This window comes from Paraburkholderia adhaesiva, assembly GCF_021390575.1.
GTDB classification, from domain to species: Bacteria; Pseudomonadota; Gammaproteobacteria; order Burkholderiales; family Burkholderiaceae; genus Paraburkholderia; species Paraburkholderia adhaesiva.
In genome coordinates this window covers 3,187,092-3,201,004 of record NZ_JAJEJQ010000001.1, presented here as the reverse complement: position 1 = coordinate 3,201,004, position 13,913 = coordinate 3,187,092, and the positions used below count along the sequence as shown (strand labels likewise).

The 13,913-nt window shown below is 63.1% G+C and carries 14 protein-coding genes and 2 pseudogenes; 11 read left to right on the top strand and 5 right to left on the bottom strand.

All coding sequences use genetic code 11. The annotated features are described in order from the left end of the window. Positions 1 to 16 precede the first annotated feature (16 nt). Positions 17 to 754 (top strand): RNA polymerase sigma factor FliA, encoded by a 738-nt coding sequence (locus L0U80_RS14595; protein WP_233865971.1) that lies wholly within the window; start codon positions 17 to 19, stop codon positions 752 to 754. A 180-nt stretch (positions 755 to 934) separates the two neighbouring features. On the opposite strand, the gene L0U80_RS14590 is transcribed toward L0U80_RS14595, so the two are convergent. Continuing rightward, entirely contained in the window at positions 935 to 2,425 is a 1,491-nt protein-coding gene (locus L0U80_RS14590; RefSeq protein ID WP_233865245.1) for an MltF family protein, read from the bottom strand. Positions 2,426 to 2,648: 223 nt separating this feature from the next. Between L0U80_RS14590 and L0U80_RS14585 the strand changes: the two are divergent. The 5 genes and pseudogenes from L0U80_RS14585 to L0U80_RS14565 all read left to right on the top strand — a co-directional run. Next, positions 2,649 to 3,075: pseudogene (locus tag L0U80_RS14585) on the top strand (sigma-70 family RNA polymerase sigma factor); the annotation flags it as partial. A 186-nt stretch (positions 3,076 to 3,261) separates the two neighbouring features. Beyond that, entirely contained in the window at positions 3,262 to 3,648 is a 387-nt protein-coding gene (locus L0U80_RS14580; protein WP_233865243.1) for an aggregation-promoting factor C-terminal-like domain-containing protein, read from the top strand. Positions 3,649 to 3,651: 3 nt separating this feature from the next. After that, positions 3,652 to 4,125: a hypothetical protein gene (locus L0U80_RS14575; RefSeq protein ID WP_233865241.1), complete on the top strand. Its 474-nt coding sequence runs from the start codon at positions 3,652 to 3,654 to the stop codon at positions 4,123 to 4,125. Between the two features lie 13 nt (positions 4,126 to 4,138). After that, positions 4,139 to 4,603 (top strand): annotated as a pseudogene (locus L0U80_RS14570) (sigma-70 family RNA polymerase sigma factor); the annotation flags it as partial. A gap of 333 nt (positions 4,604 to 4,936) precedes the next feature. Further along, the gene (locus L0U80_RS14565; protein WP_233865239.1) at positions 4,937 to 5,563 is read left to right on the top strand and encodes a hypothetical protein; all 627 of its coding nucleotides are present in this window, start codon (positions 4,937 to 4,939) and stop codon (positions 5,561 to 5,563) included. A 200-nt stretch (positions 5,564 to 5,763) separates the two neighbouring features. On the opposite strand, the gene L0U80_RS14560 is transcribed toward L0U80_RS14565, so the two are convergent. Continuing rightward, on the bottom strand, positions 5,764 to 6,159 hold the full coding sequence (locus tag L0U80_RS14560) for a hypothetical protein (protein WP_233865237.1): 396 nt from the start codon (positions 6,157 to 6,159) through the stop codon (positions 5,764 to 5,766). Between the two features lie 190 nt (positions 6,160 to 6,349). Here L0U80_RS14560 and L0U80_RS14555 point away from each other — a divergent pair, with 190 nt between their 5' ends. Further along, positions 6,350 to 7,972, top strand: coding sequence for an NAD(P)/FAD-dependent oxidoreductase (locus L0U80_RS14555; protein WP_233865234.1), 1,623 nt, complete (start codon positions 6,350 to 6,352; stop codon positions 7,970 to 7,972). Between the two features lie 196 nt (positions 7,973 to 8,168). Here L0U80_RS14555 and L0U80_RS14550 read toward each other — a convergent pair whose 3' ends face one another. The 3 genes from L0U80_RS14550 to flgA form a co-directional block, all read right to left on the bottom strand. After that, positions 8,169 to 8,615: a flagella synthesis protein FlgN gene (locus tag L0U80_RS14550; protein ID WP_233865232.1), complete on the bottom strand. Its 447-nt coding sequence runs from the start codon at positions 8,613 to 8,615 to the stop codon at positions 8,169 to 8,171. A gap of 34 nt (positions 8,616 to 8,649) precedes the next feature. After that, positions 8,650 to 8,994 (bottom strand): flagellar biosynthesis anti-sigma factor FlgM, encoded by a 345-nt coding sequence (flgM, locus tag L0U80_RS14545; protein ID WP_233865230.1) that lies wholly within the window; start codon positions 8,992 to 8,994, stop codon positions 8,650 to 8,652. A gap of 104 nt (positions 8,995 to 9,098) precedes the next feature. After that, positions 9,099 to 10,442 carry a flagellar basal body P-ring formation chaperone FlgA gene (gene flgA / locus L0U80_RS14540; protein ID WP_233865222.1) on the bottom strand — a complete coding sequence of 448 codons (1,344 nt, stop codon included), beginning with the start codon at positions 10,440 to 10,442 and terminating at the stop codon, positions 9,099 to 9,101. A gap of 203 nt (positions 10,443 to 10,645) precedes the next feature. Between flgA and L0U80_RS14535 the strand changes: the two genes are divergently transcribed. The 4 genes from L0U80_RS14535 to flgE all read left to right on the top strand — a co-directional run bounded on the left by L0U80_RS14535 (position 10,646) and on the right by flgE (position 13,883). Continuing rightward, positions 10,646 to 11,242 carry a flagellar basal body protein gene (locus L0U80_RS14535; protein ID WP_233865220.1) on the top strand — a complete coding sequence of 199 codons (597 nt, stop codon included), beginning with the start codon at positions 10,646 to 10,648 and terminating at the stop codon, positions 11,240 to 11,242. Positions 11,243 to 11,347: 105 nt separating this feature from the next. Beyond that, a complete protein-coding gene (gene flgC, locus L0U80_RS14530; RefSeq protein ID WP_233865218.1) occupies positions 11,348 to 11,773 on the top strand; it encodes a flagellar basal body rod protein FlgC in 426 nt (141 codons plus the stop codon). Positions 11,774 to 11,870: 97 nt separating this feature from the next. Next, entirely contained in the window at positions 11,871 to 12,587 is a 717-nt protein-coding gene (locus L0U80_RS14525) for a flagellar hook assembly protein FlgD (protein WP_233865216.1), read from the top strand. A 33-nt stretch (positions 12,588 to 12,620) separates the two neighbouring features. Then, positions 12,621 to 13,883: a flagellar hook protein FlgE gene (gene flgE, locus L0U80_RS14520; RefSeq protein ID WP_233865214.1), complete on the top strand. Its 1,263-nt coding sequence runs from the start codon at positions 12,621 to 12,623 to the stop codon at positions 13,881 to 13,883. Positions 13,884 to 13,913 lie beyond the last annotated feature (30 nt).

The following is a 13,913-nucleotide window of genomic DNA, read 5'->3' as shown; positions in this document are numbered from 1 at the left end:
GAAGCAGGAGAGCATGATGTACAACGCTCAAGGAAAAATCTCGCAGGCCGACGTGCTGGCGAGATACGCGCCGCTAGTGCGGCGTCTGGGACTGCAGCTCGTCGCCAAGATGCCTGCCAGCGTCGACCTCGACGATTTGATCCAGGCCGGCATGATCGGCCTGCTCGACGCGGCCAACCGCTACAAGGAAGACCAGGGCGCGCAATTCGAAACCTACGCGAGCCAGCGGATTCGCGGGGCGATGCTCGACGAGCTTCGCAGCAACGACTGGCTGCCGCGCAGCCTGCGTCGCACGTCGCGCGAAGTGGAGATGGCCGTGCATCAGGTTGAGCAGCGGCTTGGGCGTGCTGCGAGTGAGACTGAGGTCGCGGGTCACCTGAACATGCCGCTCGATGAATATCAGTCGATGCTGCAGGACCTGCACGGTAGCCAGCTCATTTACTACGAAGACTTCGACCGTTCCGCCGAGGACGAGCCGTTCCTCGACCGTTATTGCGTCGATCACACGGACCCGCTTTCGGCGCTCCTCGACGATAGCTTGCGCGGCGCGCTGATCGAATCGATCGATCGTTTGCCCGAGCGTGAGAAGCTGTTGATGTCGCTCTATTACGAGCGCGGTATGAACCTGCGCGAGATCGGCGCGGTGATGGAGGTTAGCGAGTCGCGCGTGTGCCAGTTGCACAGTCAGGCCGTTGCGCGGTTGCGCACGCGGTTGCGTGAGATGGCGTGGGCGAGTACGGAGAATCAGGCTTGAGGGTGTGGTGGTGAGCCGAGGCTTGGTCGCATCGGGCGCGTATTGGGGCTGAGCTAAGGCTGAAAAGAGGTTCGTCGCAGGTTTCCGGGGAACGGCTCTGTTCGACCCACAGTCGCCGCTCGCCCCCCCGGTGCTTCGATGGCAGTTACCTGGCACTAGCGGTCATCGACGCTGCCCTGCTTACTTGCGTACAGTCCCGACCGCCTGGGTGCGCACGGCTTGGGCCTCGGTAATCAAGCGATAAGACACGTAATACTTATAGACGTTGCGCACGTATGTGGGAGTCTCCATGCCGATCTTCCCGGCGACGACGATCTCGACATTGTTGAACCAGCTGTCCGGATCGAGCCGGAGTTTCAGTGCTTCGTCGCGCATTCTGGCGATCCTTGACGGACCGGCGTTGTAACTCGCGAAGGCAAAAAGCGACCGGTCATTCTCGCTAAAGTGCGCGTCCGGAAAATAGCGGGTCATCAATTGATCCATATATTTCGCACCAGCGTGAATGTTGGGCTCCGTTACCATGATGTTGCCCACATTCATCTGCCTGCCAGTAGCAGGCGTGATCTGCATGATGCCGACTGCCCCAGCGCGGCTGCGGGCGCTCTGGTTGAGCTGCGATTCCTGAAAGCCCTGAGCCGCAAGCATCAATGGATCGAAGCCATATTGCCGGCCGTACGTCTGGAAAATCGCGATCGTCTGCTCGAAGCGCTGAAGCTCATCAGCCTCATCGTTGTTACGAATTTGCTTGAAGTGCCGCATGTACCTCTCGAGGCGATACTCTTCGATGCTCTGCTTCTTTACATGCTTGAGAAAGAAATCCGCCATCGCGTCGCGGAGCTGCGGACTGTTCTTGCGCATTGCCCAGCCTGTATAGCCTTCAGTTCGAACAGCGAGATCGTTGTGAACCTTGATGTTCGGTAATACCTGACCCCACAGCCTGGCTTTCCATTCGTCAACGACCAGAATATTCAGCAGACCGGCATTGAGCATTTCAAGCGCGTCTTCATCTTCGAGCGCATCAGGCAAAAGAACGATCTTTAAGGGAGGCTTGCCGCTCGCGCGCAGTTGCCTGTCGAGTGTGGTGAGGCTCTCATAGTAGCTTGACGAGCGCCGCACCTGCACTGTCTTTCCGGCAAGGTCGTCCAGCGCTGCAAGCGTGGGCGACCGCGGTCCCGTCACGACCAGTTCGTGCACCGGTTTGCGGCTTGGTGGCACAAAAAAGTCGGCCAGTTTCAACCGTTCGTCAGTAACCGTGAGATTGCCCGCGGCGATATCGCCCAACCCGGCGTTCAGGTTAGGCAGAAGCCGGTCGCGCGTCGTCGGAATCAGGAACACCGTGAGTGGACGCTTGCCGAGGCAGTTCGCGTAGGTCTTGTTGATATAGCGTTCGAAGTCACGCATGAGCTCTGCGGTCAGCCCGCGCTCGTGCCCCTTGTCGATGAAATAGAGCGTGCGGCTGTAGGGCACGAGCACGCGAAGCTGGCGCCGCTCGAGCATCGAATTGAAGTCGCCCTGCGACGGGGTGGTGGGCACGCTGAGCCGATGCACAGGCGCGGGCCGGAGCGCTGATGCCGGGGCGGGGTGCTGCAGCGCTCCAGCCGATCCCTCTCCAAGCAGGGCGATTGTGTATGCAAGGCTGACGACGAGCCTGAACATAGGTGCGAAAGACATGATGTCCTCCTATGCCCCGCAGCCACTCTCGACCGTCCAGATGTCTGCGCGCAGCCACGAACATCTCCCATGATGCGCGCGTTTCTGGCTAAGCGCCGACGTACGGCTAACAGCAGCAGAACTCTGTGCGGCGACCATGGGCTTGATCTGGATCAGGGGGTGTGTCACCTGCCGAGCAACCATGGATGGCACGTTCGCGATCACCCTTTCAGTACGCACCGCATTGCAGCGCAACCTGCGCCGCACGTCGCGCAAAGTGGAGATGGCCGTGCATCAGGTTGAGCAGCGACTTGGATCAGTCGATGCTGCAGGACCTGCATGGCAGCCAGCTTATCTACTAGGAAGACTTCGACCGTTCCGCCGAGGACGAGCCGTTCCTCGATCGTTACTGCGTTGATCACACGGACCCGCTTTCGGCGCTGCTCGACGATAGCCTGCGCGGCGCGCTGATCGAATCGATCGACCGTCTGCCCGAGCGCGAGAAGCTGTTGATGTCGCTCTATTACGAGCGCGGGATGAACCTGCGCGAGATCGGCGCGGTGATGGAGGTTAGCGAGTCGCGCGTGTGCCAGTTGCACAGTCAGGCCGTTGCGAGGTTGCGCACGCGGTTGCGTGAGATGGCGTGGGCGAGTACGGAGAATCAGTCGTGACGGTGGAGTGGTGAAATGCAGCCCGGCCGTTGGGGGCCGTTAAGGGGCTGTCAGCGACCATCCAGGACCCTCTCCTGGACCGCGTGGCCTTGTTCGGGCCGGCAGACCGCCTGTGCATCTAATCGAGATTGCTCGCCGTTCTTTCGTGCTAGCGTGGCCGCTCCTTCAAACCAGGGAGCCAAATCAATGGCAGCTACGCATCCACGCACACACCACCATTTAAGAGCAACGAAAGGCGGATGGCAGGAAAAGCCCGTTAGCGTTGTGCCGCTGAATGTGCAACTTGCTCTGCGCGATGCCATGCGGAAGGAAGGCAAGTCGTCAGCGGATTTTCACGATCTGTTATGGATACTGGCTCAGGAGTCGACGGGCGTTGTGAATGCGCGGAACGGCTCCTCAACGGCGCGAGGTCTGTTCCAGCTCTTGCGCGCACAGTACGGATTGAACCCACGCGGCGAAGCATCCTTTGGCAACGCAGTTGAAGAATGCCAGGGCGGCATCCGCTACATTTACGGGCGCTATCATTCGTCATTTCGGGCCCGGGAATTCTGGAAAAGCCACCACTGGTATTGAGCCATGTGCAAATTGCCCCTACTCGTTGTGCTGACCGCTCTAGCTACGGTGTCCGGCGTCGCCCATGCGCAGCAGCCAGCCTCGTTCGAGGATTGCCCGGCAACGGTTCAGGCAGGACGCGTACCTCCGCGCCTCGTATTCGATGCGGGCTCGCGCGCGTTTCGCAGTGCTGTGGCGGACGTCTCGCGCGGGCCGGTCAACTTCGCAGGGCACTACCGACTCGCGCAATGGGGCTGCGGTGCCGGTTGCGTCATGGCGGCAGCAATCGATGTGAAAACCGGCCGCGTAACCTCGTTGCCGTTTACCGTTTCCGACTGGCCGCTCGATGTGACGGAGCCGCTGGCGTACCGCGCGAATAGCTGCATGTTGACTGTGCAGGGAAGCCGCAACGAGAGCAAAGAGCACGGTACCTACTGGTACGTCTTCAACGGCAAGGCATTCCACTTACGCTCAGCGGTCCCGGAATCGGGCCGTTAAGTCAGTTGCGAAACGAGCAGCGCGCGAAGTGGAGATGGCCGTGCATCAGGTTGAGCAGCGACTTGGGCGTGCGGCGAGTGAGACTGAGGTCGCGGGTCACCTGAACATGCCGCTCGACGAATATCAGTCGATGCTGCAGGACCTGCACGGCAGCCAGCTCATCTACTACGAAGACTTTGACCGCTCCGCTGAGGATGAACCGTTCCTCGACCGTTATTGCGTCGATCACACGGACCCGCTTTCGGCGCTGCTCGACGATAGTCTGCGCGGCGCGCTGATCGAATCGATCGATCGTCTGCCTGAGCGTGAGAAGCTGCTAATGTCGCTCTATTACGAGCGCGGTATGAACCTGCGCGAGATCGGCGCGGTGATGGAGGTTAGCGAGTCGCGCGTGTGCCAGTTGCACAGCCAGGCTGTTGCGCGGCTGCGTACGCGGTTGCGTGAGATGGCGTGGGCGAGTACGGAGAATCAGGCTTGAGGGTGTGGTGGTGAGCCGGTGATGGCTCGCGTTGAGACTGTTGCGGGCCCGAACGAGGCCCGAAAAAGGTTCTTTGCAGGTTTCCGGGAAAGAACTCCGTTCGACCCATTGCCGCCGGTCGCGCCATCCTGCTTGCAGCGGCTGGTATCGGAGTCGCGCGGCCGCCCAGTATGGCCACTCACGAAAAAGCAATCGGCTTCGCCCGCGATCGCGACCAGGTAAGACCAAGGTCCGATGGTATGCACGTCTTGTGGTGCTAGGCTGCGAAAGAACTCGCTTCGGTTCCGGACGGGCACAGCGAGCGTGACGCCTGATTGCACCGAGGGGGCTTCCATGCTCTTCCGATTGAACGCATGCATTTCCGTTGCGCGTCGCAGCGCGCTCTTCGTCGCCTTCATTGCCTTGTCCACAAGCTGGGCGCCCGAGTGCCGTGCGGACGACATGGCGGCCTCGGCGCCTGCGCAAGCCGTGCCACGCGGCGCGTCGGTCGACACTGAAAGCGGCACCATCAGCCTGATCGACACAAAGAACGCACTCATCGTCGTGACCGTGCCAGGCCACGAAGATCGGAGCTACAGTGCGAAAGATTTTCCCGACGTGCTCAACGCAGTCAAGGTCGGCGACAAGCTCACGGCGAGTTTCCTGGAGCCATACGTCACCGAATTGACGCCCGCTCAGGGCGCTGCGCTCACACTCCTTGATCGCACGGCAAAGGTGACCCAGCATTCGCCTGGCGCAAATCAGGAGGGCTTTCAGGCACTCCGAACCTTCAGCGGCGTCGTGGTAGTAACCGGTATCAACCTCAAGCTAAATCTCCTGACCTTCGAGTACAAGTCGGGTACTGCCCATTCCATTCGGGTAAATCGTCCGGATCTCGTTACGGTTATGCGGTCGCTAAAGCGCTATAGCCACGTGCGGCTCGCGTACGAATCCGAGACGACGGTGACCATCTCCCCGTAGAGGCCTGATGGCCGAACCCCGACCGCCGATGTCGTCCTGATCCTCGACGGTGCGCAGAGGGCGAGTGTCGACGGTCATTCATCAGGCCGTTGTTCTTGTCTGAGAGCCGGCATTTGGGAGCCGCCGCCAGTGCCACTTGCCGTCGAAGTCCTGTGTTGCGGATCGGGCCGATACAGGTCGGCAGCGCAGGCAACGCAGTTTCACAATCGCTGCGCCCTGGTAAGCGCCGACGTACGGCGGGCACCACGGAAAGCGATACTGCGCGCGTAGAACGTCGCTACGATTCTTTTCCCTCTGGCGGCTGCATTTGTGCGGGGCGGTTGTATCGAGGTGCTTATGGTGGTGCGCTGATGATGGTAAAGTTCGACGTTCACGGCGGCTACGTCGTTCAGGCCCTCGATTTCGTCCTCCCAGGCTTGCATCGGCTTCTTCACCGTTCGCTGGTTGGCAGTGGCACTGCGCCAGACGGCGGTTTGCTCGGGCGAGACCGCTCGATGCATTGAGCGTCTTCCGATTCGCTCAATCCGCACGATGCGCTCGCGGGCTTGCTTGATGACGGCTTCGGGGCGGAAGAGCCTTCCCCGCGCAAGGCTCACTTCTTGTTCTTACCCTGAAGTAGCGTGAGTTGCCCGACCTGGTCGGTTTGCAGCCCCGCGTGCAGTTTTTTCCGCCGATGGAAGGTCTGGATCCGGGATGCCCGCGTAGCGAACAACGTCGCCGCCGGCATGTCAGCCTCCACCTGTTTCAACACCACCACGATTGCGCGGTGACCGCATCCCAGCACTCATGTTACGTCTTAGCGAAATCAAACTCCCCCTCGACCATGCCGAAAGCGATCTCGACGCCGCGATACGCGCGCGCCTCGCGGATCTCGGCGTGCCGGCAGACGGGCTCGTCCATTACACGGTGTTCCGCCGTGCGCACGATGCACGCAAGCGCTCAGACATCAAGCTGACCTATATCGTCGATGTCGAAGTCAAGGACGAAGCGGCCGCGCGCAAGCGGCTCGCTGGCACCCCGCATTGCGGGGTGACGCCGGACATGGAATACCGCTTTGTCGCGAAGGCCCCGGAGCATACGAGTTTCGTGCGCCCGGTCGTCATCGGCATGGGGCCGTGCGGCCTGTTCGCGGGACTTATCCTCGCGCAGATGGGATTCCGCCCGATCATCCTCGAACGTGGCAAAGCCGTGCGTGAGCGCACCAAGGACACCTTCGGTCTGTGGCGAAAGAGCGTACTCAATCCTGAATCCAACGTGCAGTTTGGCGAAGGCGGGGCTGGAACGTTTTCCGACGGCAAGCTGTACAGCCAGATCAAGGATCCGAACCACTATGGCCGCAAGGTGCTGGACGAATTCGTCAAGGCGGGTGCTCCGGAAGACATTCTCTACCTGAGCCGGCCGCACATCGGCACTTTCCGCCTCGTCAGCATGGTGGAAAAAATGCGCGCCAGCATCGAGGAACTGGGGGGCGAAGTGCGCTTCGAAACCCGGGTCGACGATATCGAAATCGATCAGGGCAAGGTCCGCTCGCTCAAGCTCTCGAACGGCGAAACGCTGCGGTGCGACCACGTGGTGCTGGCCGTGGGCCACAGCGCGCGCGACACCTTCCAGATGCTGCACGATCGCGGTGTCTATATCGAAGCCAAGCCGTTTTCGCTGGGTTTTCGCATCGAACATCCGCAGGGGCTGATCGATCGCGCGCGCTTCGGCAAGTTCGCGGGCCATAAGCAACTCGGCGCGGCCGACTACAAGGTGGTCCATCACACCAGCAATGGACGGGCCGTCTACAGCTTTTGCATGTGCCCCGGAGGCACGGTGGTCGCGGCGACCTCCGAGCCGGGGCGCGTGGTCACCAATGGCATGAGCCAGTATTCGCGAGCCGAGCGCAACGCGAATGCAGGCATCGTCGTGGGCATCACGCCGGAGGACTTTCCCGGCGGTCCGCTGGCGGGCATCGCGTTCCAGCGCAAATGGGAAGAGCGCGCGTTCGAACTCGGCGGCGGTGATTACCATGCACCGGGTCAACTGGTCGGTGATTTCATCGCCGGCCGCCCGTCGACGTCGCTTGGCTCCGTGGTGCCGTCGTACAAGCCGGGCGTGCGCCCGACCGATCTCAGCACCGCGCTCCCCGACTACGTGATCGAAGCAATCCGTGAAGCGCTCCCCCAGATCGACAGGAAGATCGCCGGCTTCGCGATGCACGATGCCGTGCTCACCGGCGTGGAGACGCGCACTTCTTCACCCATCCGGGTTCGACGCAAGGACAATTACCAGAGCATGAACGTCGAAGGTCTGTATCCGGCCGGCGAAGGCGCGGGGTATGCGGGTGGTATTTACTCCGCAGCGATCGATGGCATCGAAGTCGCGCAAGCGTTAGCACTCAATCTGACGTCGGCGCACGCGTCCTGATATGCCGGACAGGATCGGCGCGCGAACGTCCGTTAGCTGAGCGAAGCCGACTTTCGAATGGCCGTTGGGGCGCAGGATCGTACGACCGCAGTTAGCCGACTACCGCCGTCCGCAAGCGGTCTCCCCGGAATTCCGCGAAAAACAAAAAAAGCCGAAGCGCAAAACGCTTCGGCTTTTTTGTTTGCACAGCGCGGCTTTAAAGCCCGAACGCTGGCAACCGCCCATCCGGTCCGTAGAGTGCCGGGCCGCCATTTCCAGTGTCGCCACGCAGTATCGACAGCGAGCGGCGGTTATGGTCCATGCGCGTGCGGATCATCATGCCGACCGTGATGTTCGCGCGGCGTGCGCGTTCGGTCGAACCCTTGAGCAGTTCCCACTGGCCCGCGAGACGCGCGTCGTTTTCGCACGCCATCTCGATACCCTTGCGACCTGACGGCAGGCCAAGCCCGGCGAGCTGCGCGTCACGTGCTTTTTCCAGGCCCGCGAGACGCTGCGTGAGCACCGACTTCTGCTCGACGATCTGCGGCAGGGTGTTCATGCCGTCCAGGCTCGTGAGCGCCTTCTGTTCGACGGCGAGCAGCGAGGCGAACGCCTCAACCGCAGCGTGCTCGTCGATCAGCGTGGCTAGCAAGGTGTCTTTCATGGTTCAGCGAAAAAAGTCAGTGTCTGGCGCGCCTTCAGTTCCCCGAGGGCGCTTTGAGCAGGCCGCGCGCCGTTTCCAGCACGCCGTCCGCGATCTTGCCGGTGTCGATCTGCAGCGTGCCGTTGCGGATCGCGTCCTTGATCGACTCGACGTGGGCCACGTCGATGTCGGCGGAGCCGCTGGCTGCGAGCGAGCGCAGCGTCGACGAGAGCGCAGACAGGCTCACGTTGGCGTCGCTGCCGGCGCTGCCCGAGGCGGATGCGGCTGAAGAAGTCGTGCCACCGGCACTCGCGGCGCCGGCGGAATCGCCTTGCTGTGTGCGCGTCACGTCCGCCTGAAGCGAGCGCGAGCTGTTGCGGCTGGTGGAGTCAACTTTCACGATGGGGCTTCCTGATCGATTTGATCGTGATATCGGCAAATGCCGGCCCGAACTTTAGCGCGAAAGTTCAAACGTTACATGCTGTTACGTGCGCAGCCCCACACTTATATCTGCACCTGCACCGTCCCCGCATCCTTCACGATGCCCGTGATGATCTGCCCCCCCTCCGTGCGCACGCGTACTTGCTGTCCCGGCGCGGCGGTGTTGAGCGCGCTGCCTTCCGCGGAGATCGTGAAGTTGGTGCCCTCGGCGACCACCTTGACCGTCTGTCCCGAAACCACGGACGACGCGCTGCGCAGCATGTCGGTGCGCAGCGGCAGGCCCGCCGAGATGCGCAGCAGCGCGAGCCCGCCGGCGGCCTGTGACGTATCGGTGATGACCGTGCGCGGCAGGGTCGCGAGGTCGCCCTGGCGCGGCACGAGATCGGCGGCGGAGAGCATCTGGCCGGGTTCGATCTGGCGCGCGGCGGTGTAGTAGGTGATCTCGACGGCGACGCGCGCGGCGACGTAGAGCGTCCACGGCTTCGCGCCGACACAGCGCACGCCGACGGTCGTGCGGCCCCACGTCTGCGCGCCGGGCGGCATGAACGTTTCCAGCTGGGTGCAGGCGGCGAGGCCGCGCGGGAATACCGGCGAGACGGTGACCGTGACGTGGCCCGGCAGGCCGGCCGACTGCTGCTGCAGGAAGGCGAGCGCGGCCGCATGGACCGACTCGCCGTCCTGCTGGCCCTGCGGTGCTTGCGCGGCAGCGCCGTTCTGCATTGCGTTCGCCTTCGCGTTGGCTGCCGCTGCGGCGGCGTAGCGCTGGATGACATTCGCGCGCGCATTGGCGGCGCTGAGCGCGGCGTTATCGGCGGCTGTGTTGGGCGTGGCGGCGGGCGACGAGCCAGCGACAACCGGCACGACGCGGCTCGCGTTCGTGCGGGCATTTACGTGCGGCAGCGTGGGCGCGCCGTTGCGGGCGAGGGCGGCAGGCGTGGCCGGGGTGCCGGGCGCGGGAATCGTGACGATGTTGGGCGCGCCGGCTTGCGATGCACCCGCCGTGCGTTCGCCCGGGCCGGGAATGGTGATCATGCCGCTTTGTTCATCGTCGCCGCGCGCGGGTGCGGGTGTCGGCGCAATCGGCGTCGCGCCCGCAATGGCAGGGGCTACTGCGGCGTTGTGGCCTTTGGCATCGAGCATCGAGCCCATCTGCGCCGCTTCGGCACCGTTCTGGCTGCCCGGGCCTGCAATATAGATCTGGTTGCCCGGCGTCTGCGCGAGCGCGCCGCTGCCTGCAAGGCCGCAGCACAACGCAAGCAAGGGAGCGCCGAGCCACACCGCGAAGCGCGTGCTGCGCGAGGCGCTCGCGTCACCGTTCACGGGCGAGGCGGCGAGGCCGGACAAAACGCCGCGCGAGCGCCGACCCGCGCCGTTGTCGGGCGTGCGGGAAGTGGCAGTCTGCGGCATCGTCGTTCTCCATCTAATGCATTGACACGCATCGAATTCTAGGCGGCGGACCCCGGTCGGTAACGTCGAATAGAGGGGCGCTTTCCCGGCTATTCGTTCGATTGGAACTTGTCAGCCGCCCCTAATATTCCCCTCCATGCGAAAAGGTCTGCGCATATTTTGCGCACCCTGGGCACCTCATTTCGTGTAACGGAGAACGCACGATGCTGGACAAACTCGACGCCGAATTCGCGTTCGGCCGCGAAGCGCTCGACGTGCGCGCCACTCGCCAGGCGCTGCTGTCCGCGAACATCGCGAACGCCGATACGCCGGGCTATAAGGCACGCGACGTGGACTTCTCGGCGTCGCTGGCTGGCGCGCTTCGGCATGCCGGCGCGACGACCGCGGCGGGCGTCTCCGGCGTGACCGGCTCATCGGCGACGATCGGCATGGCAGCCGCAGGCGGCACGGGTGGCGGTTCCGGCACGGGCGGTTCCGCGTCGATGGGCGGCAGCAACGGCGTGCCGCTCGCGATGTCGGCACCGGCAGGCGTGACGAGCGGCATGACGATGGCGGCCACGGAATCCGGCCACATGATGGGCAACGCGAAGCTGACGCCGACGGGCGGCCCGACCGAGCAGTACCAGAGCCCGTTGATGTATCGCAACCCGACGCAGCCCGCGCTGGACGGCAACACGGTCGATCTCGACACCGAGCGTGTGCAGTTCGCCGACAACTCGCTGCACTTCGAGTCGGGCATGACGGTGCTTTCGCAACAGATCAAGACGATGCTCTCGGCGATCACGTCGGGTTCGACCTAAGACCCGCACCACGACACGAGCAAGCAGTCAGTAACCAGACAGCAGCAAGCAGAAGTAAGCAGCGGGCAGAAAGACGAGTTCGCATTCCGTGAGGTCAATGAAACCATGCCAAACCTGATGAACATTTTCAGAGTTGCGGGCTCCGCCATGACGGCCGAGTCGCAGCGTCTGAACGTGACGGCGTCCAATCTCGCCAACGCGGATTCGACCACGGGCCCGGACGGCCAGCCCTACAAGGCAAAGCAGGTCGTGTTCGCGGTCGATCCGCTCGGCGGCTCGCACACGAGCTCGGGTCAGCAGGTGGGCGGCGTGAAGGTGACGGGCGTCGTCGACGACCCGACGCCGATGAAGATGACCTACGACCCGACCAACCCGGCGGCGAACTCCGATGGCTACGTGACGATGCCGAACGTCGATCCGGTGCAGGAGATGGTGAACATGATCTCGGCGTCGCGCTCGTACCAGGCCAACGTCGAGACGCTGAACACCGCCAAGACGCTGATGCTCAAGACACTGACGATCGGCACCTGAGCCGGTCACTGAGCGCCTTTAAGGCCGCGCGGCCAGGCAAACGTTACGCCACGCCACACGACGCAGCGGCACAAGAAACGCATCCGAGGAGAACGCGTTGACTACGAACACCACCATCGGCGGCAGCTCCGCCACCATGTCGCAGAAACTGCTCGACACGATGAACGGCACGAGCTCCAGCTCGTCCAGTTCGTCGAGCAGTTCGAGCGGCACGAGCGCGGCCGACCTGCAGACCACGTTCCTGCAGCTGCTCGTCGCGCAGTTGCAGAACCAGGATCCGACCAATCCGATGGACAGCTCGCAGATGACCTCGCAGCTGGCGCAGATCAACACGGTGTCGGGCATCAGCCAGCTCAACACGTCGCTGACGTCGCTTTCGACGCAGCTCTCCGCAGGACAGAACGCGCAGGCCGCGCTCCTGATCGGTTCGACCGTGCTTGCCCCGGGCAACAGCGTGACGGTGTCGAGCGGTTCGGCGCCGCAACTCGGCGTGCAGATGGCCGCGGCGGCCTCGGACGTGAAGGTTCAGATCACCAACTCGTCGGGCAAGATCGTCGGTTCGATGGACCTCGGCCCGCAGTCGGCTGGCACGGTGCCGGTCACCTGGAGTCCGGTCGATTCGTCGGGCAATGCGCTTCCCGACGGCACCTATTCGGTCAGCGTTTCGGCCACGGTCAACGGCCAGGCCGGCACGGGCACGGCGCTCGTCGCGAGCAAGGTACAGGCCGTGATCCAGCAGTCGAATGGCAGCGCGGGTCTCTCGCTCGCGAACGGCAACACCGTCCCGCTTTCGAGCGTGGCCGGCATTCTCTGATCAAGACATAGACATTTCGCGGAGCAGACAGACATGGGCTACCAGCAAGGTTTGAGCGGCCTCGCCGCAGCGTCGAACGACCTCGACGTGATCGGTAACAACATCGCGAACGCGAACACCGTGGGCTTCAAGGAGAGCACGGCGCAGTTCGCGGACGTTTATGCGAACTCGGTCGCGACCGCGGTCAACATGCAGATCGGCCTCGGTGCGTCGTTGTCGGAGGTTCAGCAGAACTTCTCCCAGGGGACGATCAACACGACGGGCCAGGCGCTCGACGTGGCGATCAACGGCAACGGCTTCTACCAGATGTCGAACAACGGCACGATCACGTACACGCGTAACGGCGTGTTCAACCTCGACAAGAATGGCTACATCGTCGATGCCGCCGGTAACGAGCTGATGGGTTACGCGGCGGGCGCGAGCGGTATCATCAACACGGCGCAGACGGTGGCGCTGAAGGTGCCGACCACCAACATCGCGCCGCAGCAAACGTCAAGCGTCACCGCGCAGCTGAACCTGAATGCGCAGGCCACGGCGCCGACCAACCCGGTCTTCAACGCGGCTGATCCGACCAGCTACAACTACTCGACCGCGATCACGGCCTACGATTCGCTCGGCGGCACGCAGCAGGTCAACATGTACTTCGTGCAGAATGCCGTCGGGCAGACCGAAGCCTACGCCACGGCGAACGGCACAACGACGGACCTTGGCCAGATCCAGTTCAGCTCGTCTGGGCAGATCTCGGGCACGACCCAGAGCGCAGCGGCGAACGCCGCGGCGACCGCCGCAGGCGCCGCGGCGCCGGGTGTTGGCAGCTTCCAGCTGGTGTTGAACCCGACCGATGGTGCCGCCACCAATCAGGTCGTCACCATCGACTTCAGCGGCACGACCCAGTACGGCGGCGCGAGCGGCGTGAACAACCTCGCGCAGAACGGTTACGCGAGCGGCACGCTCTCGAACTTCTCGATCGGTACGGACGGCACGATCACCGGCAACTACTCGAACGGCCAGACCATGGCGCTCGGCCAGATCGTGCTCGCGACGTTCAACAATCCGAACGGTCTCGTGAACCTCGGCGGCAACCAGTTCGAGCAGACGATCCAGTCGGGCGTCGCGCAGATCTCCGCGCCGGGCAGCACGAACCACGGCACGCTGCAGGGCGGTTCGCTGGAACAGTCGAACGTCGACCTCACGAACCAGCTCGTCGATCTGATCACCGCGCAGCGCAACTACCAGGCAAACGCGCAGACGATCAAGACGCAGCAGACCGTCGACCAGTCGCTGCTCCAGATGTAAGCCAACTAACAGGCACTTGAGACTCCGGGC

What these genes read in the sequence shown, in the direction of transcription:
- L0U80_RS14565 (WP_233865239.1), top strand. Translation starts at nt 4,937, where the DNA reads ATGCTCTTCCGATTGAACGCATGCATTTCCGTTGCGCGTCGCAGCGCG.
- flgC (WP_233865218.1), top strand. Translation starts at nt 11,348, where the DNA reads ATGCCAAACCTGATGAACATTTTCAGAGTTGCGGGCTCCGCCATGACG.
- L0U80_RS14555 (WP_233865234.1), top strand. Translation starts at nt 6,350, where the DNA reads ATGTTACGTCTTAGCGAAATCAAACTCCCCCTCGACCATGCCGAAAGC.
- L0U80_RS14535 (WP_233865220.1), top strand. Translation starts at nt 10,646, where the DNA reads ATGCTGGACAAACTCGACGCCGAATTCGCGTTCGGCCGCGAAGCGCTC.
- L0U80_RS14550 (WP_233865232.1), bottom strand. Translation starts at nt 8,615, where the DNA reads ATGAAAGACACCTTGCTAGCCACGCTGATCGACGAGCACGCTGCGGTT.
- L0U80_RS14575 (WP_233865241.1), top strand. Translation starts at nt 3,652, where the DNA reads ATGTGCAAATTGCCCCTACTCGTTGTGCTGACCGCTCTAGCTACGGTG.
- L0U80_RS14590 (WP_233865245.1), bottom strand. Translation starts at nt 2,425, where the DNA reads ATGTCTTTCGCACCTATGTTCAGGCTCGTCGTCAGCCTTGCATACACA.
- L0U80_RS14580 (WP_233865243.1), top strand. Translation starts at nt 3,262, where the DNA reads ATGGCAGCTACGCATCCACGCACACACCACCATTTAAGAGCAACGAAA.
- L0U80_RS14595 (WP_233865971.1), top strand. Translation starts at nt 17, where the DNA reads ATGTACAACGCTCAAGGAAAAATCTCGCAGGCCGACGTGCTGGCGAGA.
- flgA (WP_233865222.1), bottom strand. Translation starts at nt 10,442, where the DNA reads ATGCCGCAGACTGCCACTTCCCGCACGCCCGACAACGGCGCGGGTCGG.
- flgE (WP_233865214.1), top strand. Translation starts at nt 12,621, where the DNA reads ATGGGCTACCAGCAAGGTTTGAGCGGCCTCGCCGCAGCGTCGAACGAC.